2 protein-coding genes are annotated in these 4597 nt (G+C 37.6%); both read left to right on the forward strand.

The features are described from left to right. The coding region (locus tag ACT8YW_RS21900; protein ID WP_444107134.1) for an SLC13 family permease at positions 1-1301 on the forward strand (1301 nt) is incomplete at its 5' end. A 348-nt stretch (positions 1302-1649) separates the two neighbouring features. Next, on the forward strand, positions 1650-3989 hold the full coding sequence (locus ACT8YW_RS21905) for an LruC domain-containing protein (protein ID WP_444107135.1): 2340 nt from the start codon (positions 1650-1652) through the stop codon (positions 3987-3989). Positions 3990-4597: the final 608 nt, after the last annotated feature.

The raw sequence follows: 4597 nt of genomic DNA on the forward strand, positions 1-4597 counted from the left end.
TGGTTCTGATGCCGCTTAGTAAATGGTTTCTTTCTAAAAAAGGACAGAAAGATGATAATAAACGTTCGGGCAAGTCATTGAAACAGTTGGTTAATGAATATGGACTTTCCAGTAATTTGTTTCGTTTACAGGTGATAAAAGATTCAAGGCTTTTGGGGAAGACAATAATCGATCTGGATATTCGTCGTAAATATGGTCTGAATATTATGGAAGTTCGTCGTGGTGATGCATCGCAACATCGTTTTCTGAAAACGATTACTCAAAAGTTTGCTGCACCGGACACGATGTTAGAAGTAGAGGATATTTTGTATGTGACTGGAGACTTTGATAAGGTGCAACTCTTTGCGGAAGATTACCTGTTGGAGATCTTGGGCGACCATGCAACGGAAGAAACAAAAAGTACGACTAATTCGCTTGATTTTTATGATATCGGTATTGCTGAAATAGTATTGATGCCATCTTCTAATTTGATAAACCAGACAATTAAAGCAGCTGGTTTCCGTGATAAGTTTAATGTGAACGTATTGGGGGTTCGTCGTAAAAAGGAATATTTATTGCAAGATTTGGGGAATGAGCGTATTCATAGTGGTGACGTGCTTTTGGTGCAAGGAACATGGAATAATATAGCCCGTCTTAGTAAGGAAGATGCTGATTGGGTTGTTTTGGGGCAACCTTTGGCGGAAGCGGCTAAAGTTACGTTAGATTATAAAGCTCCGGTAGCAGCTGCTATTATGCTGTTAATGGTCGCAATGATGGTTTTTGATTTCATTCCGGTAGCTCCGGTTACAGCTGTTATGATAGCGGGTATATTGATGGTGCTTACGGGATGTTTCCGCAATGTGGAAGCGGCTTATAAAACGATCAACTGGGAAAGTATTGTATTGATCGCTGCCATGCTTCCTATGTCTCTGGCATTGGAGAAAACGGGAGCTTCGGAATATATTTCCAATACATTGGTGAACGGTTTGGGATCATACGGACCAGTTGCATTGATGGCAGGTATTTATTTTACGACTTCGTTGATGACGATGTTTATTAGTAATACGGCTACCGCTGTTTTGCTTGCTCCGATTGCATTGCAAAGTGCCATACAGATTGGAGTCAGTCCGGTTCCTTTCTTGTTTGCCGTGACGGTAGGTGCAAGTATGTGTTTTGCTTCTCCGTTCTCTACACCGCCTAATGCCTTGGTGATGCCTGCCGGACAATATACTTTTATGGATTATGTAAAAGTAGGATTACCGTTGCAGATTATTATGGGAATCGTGATGATTTTTGTATTGCCATTGATTTTCCCCTTTTAGTCTTTGATTTTTATCTTGTCAATGGGGGAGATGAAAGAAATAGAGATTTGTAGCGCTGAATCTTTGTCTTTTTATGAAGAGTTGCATATTTCCATGCAACTCTTTTTTTGCTGTATACTATTGAATAAATAGTATTAAATTTTTTATATTCAACGATATAACTAACTGTCTTCTAATATAAATAATTAGAGTGAGGCGCTTTAAAAGATGTTAACTGTAAATCGGAAAATGCAATGTAATCTGTATAATGTTTATAAATACAATTATCTTTGTGCGTTCATTGCTGATTATTGATTAGTAGTGATTTATGTTTTTCGCAAATAAAACAAACTAAAGCATTAAAAGATTATGAAACAGAACATTGCAAAAGTCTTCACTTTCTCGTTGTTGGCGTCCTCCATCAGTTTTATCAGTTGTGTTGATAATGAGAAAAATCTGTTTGATGCAGATCAGCTGAAGCAAATTTACGAAGAAACTTTTCCTGTAAAAAACATCGATCCTAATGGTGATTGGACAGTGTCACGAAGTGTGACAGCGCATGTATCAGTTAATGGAGATCAGGGAGTAGATTATAAGATACAAATATTTGATGCCGATCCATTAAGTCCGGGAAGTACAGCAAAACTCTTAGCGGAAGGAACTGTCAATCAAAGTACGACTTTGAATGTGGTGATGGATTGTGCAACAGCGCTTGATAAGGTGTTTGTTGCACGCATAGATGAGCACAAACGCTATCTGGTTCAACCGGCAGCGATTGAAAATGGCACAGTGACAGCGCATTTTGGAGACAAAGGTACGCCAACACGTTCTATGTCACGAGCTGTGGCGACTAGTATACCTGTTATGGAGGCTCCTTATACAACAGAGTTTATTAGTGCTAAAAAAATGACGGCTACTGAAGTTAAAAACGGTTGGGATTTGGGGGCAGGTTTCGGATGGTTTGAGTATGCTAATTTGCCTGTATTCAAGGAACAAGAACGTTGGTTTAAGATTCCGAATGGTACTTTTAATGGTGGATTTACCACTTCTGGTGTCAGTGGTGGAGCCCAAGCTGTGAAAGTAATTGTTTCTCAAGGAAGCACATGGGTTATAGAAAATAGTAATCAATTTTCTAATATCACAGAAATTATAGTTGAGAATGGTGGAAAGATAGAGGTCGCTAAAAATGGGAGCCTGGTATTAACTCAAGCTTCTTATATAACTGTGATGCAGGGAGGAAGTATTGTAGGCGACAGAGGTATTCAGATAACAAATAGTTCGGCCGGGCGTACGAACTATAATGCCGGTACGATTGATTGTGACTTTTTGAAAATTGATGGAGGTGGAAGTGGAGTTGATTTTGTGAATTATGGAACACTTAAACTGAATTCTTATAATGCTTCTACCAATGGTACCACATTGATAAATCATGGAACGATTGAAGTTGAAAATATAGATGGTAACAACAATACTAATATTAAAAACGGTTGTTATCTGAAGGCAGGAAAATTACAGTTTGGTACACTTGTTATGGGAAATACTTCCGAAGCTATTTGCAAAGAATTGACGGGTAATGGAAATGATAATAATATCGTGATGGAAGCACAATCGATGTTGACTTGTACGGGCAAAGCTAATTTATACAGAACAGTTACCGGTCCGACACAAGGAACTGCCTTATTAAGAATTCACACAATAGACAATACTTCCGGTTTGGCTTATTCTAATTCAAAAGTAGCGAATAATATTATTTGTGAAATAACGGATCAAACATCTAATGGTAAAAATCAATGGGAATGGAGTTCTTTTGATTGGCTGACAAATAAAGGATTGCAGCAAGGTGCTACCTATTGTAACCCGGGTAAAGCAGAATTTATACTTCCTGCTGACGGTGACTGTATTAAAGAAGGATATAACTCTGATGAAGAACCGGATGATGTAGAGATCCGATATGCGATTTATTCTTATGCTTTCGAAGATAACTATCCGAAAGCAGGAGATTACGATTTCAATGATATTGTGCTGAATGTAACTTTGCCTGCAGCTGGTAATGACGTGAAAGAACTGAAATATAAAATCGACCTTCGGGCGGTTGGTGCCGTGAAACAATTAGGTGCTGGTTTGAGAATACGAGGAATAGACAAAAATAATGTAGAAGAGGTAAATTTTGGTGCAGGTGCCGCTCAACGTACCGGCTCATTAAATTCCGGGATATTTGAAAATGCATCTTATGAAACGAATGGTAATGAACTTGTGATTCCTTTATTTGGAGACGCACATTATATATATGGATATACAGGAGCACAACGTCCCATGTTGAATACAGGGAATGCTAGTACCCCTCTGACCGATATATACACTCTTGAAGTGAACGTCAAACTTAAGAATGCAATATCTGTCCCTAGTGTGACAGATGGTTTAGACTTCTTCATTGCTTATCAGGGGATGGGGCAAAAGAGAACGGAAATCCATTTGACTCATTTTAATTCGTCTACGGCGAATGGGCAATTGGCAGATAATGAAGTGCTCGAAGTAATCAAGGCAGTTAATAATACTTGGGCTCTTTGCGTTCCTGATAAATTTGCTTATCCAACAGAAACAACAGTGATAACGAATGCATATTCTAAATTTGCAGATTGGGCACACGATCAGAGCTCAACCACAGATTGGTATAAGACTGTTAGTAGTGACAAGGTGATTCAGTACTAAACTTTTCGTCATCTCTATACTTTTTACATAAAGTTTTAGAATCCCTGATTATACTGACGATTGTTTGTGTAATCAGGGATTTTGCTATCTCACATGTTTTGTTATTTCTCTTTGTTAGCAAGCAAAAACCTTTAAAATGCTGAAAATTTTGCTTGTTTTGTACAAAAACACCGTGTTTTTATCGGAAAAGCATCGTTATATTTGTGAAAAACATAAGGATAAAGTAAGCAAAAGATGCGGATAATGTCACCAAAAGCTATGGATAGAGTAAGCAAACCATTGGGATAGTGTCGCTATGTCGTAAATATTGTTAGTATTTTCTACTTTCCTTCCATTGACTTTTCTATTTCGGTCTTTGATAATGATAAATAGAAAAGAATAAAAGGGAACTTTATTGGTATAGATAATCTCTCTTTTGGTGGTAAATGTTTTGATGATGTATCAAAAAGTGTATATATCGTGCCTGATTATAGAATAACGATTTGAGCAAATTCCTCTACAGTGGCAGAAACTCTTTATTCCAATAAAAGGGAGGAAAGAAACGATTCCTGGTAGATTAAGAATTACAAAGTGTCAATGGTGACTTTTTGTAAACTATAGTTTCTATA

The organism is Bacteroides sp., assembly GCF_052357945.1.
Lineage (GTDB): Bacteria > Bacteroidota > Bacteroidia > Bacteroidales > Bacteroidaceae > Bacteroides.

Excerpts from the sequence above, each read along its gene's own strand:
- ACT8YW_RS21905 (WP_444107135.1), top strand. The coding sequence starts at position 1,650 with ATGAAACAGAACATTGCAAAAGTCTTCACTTTCTCGTTGTTGGCGTCC.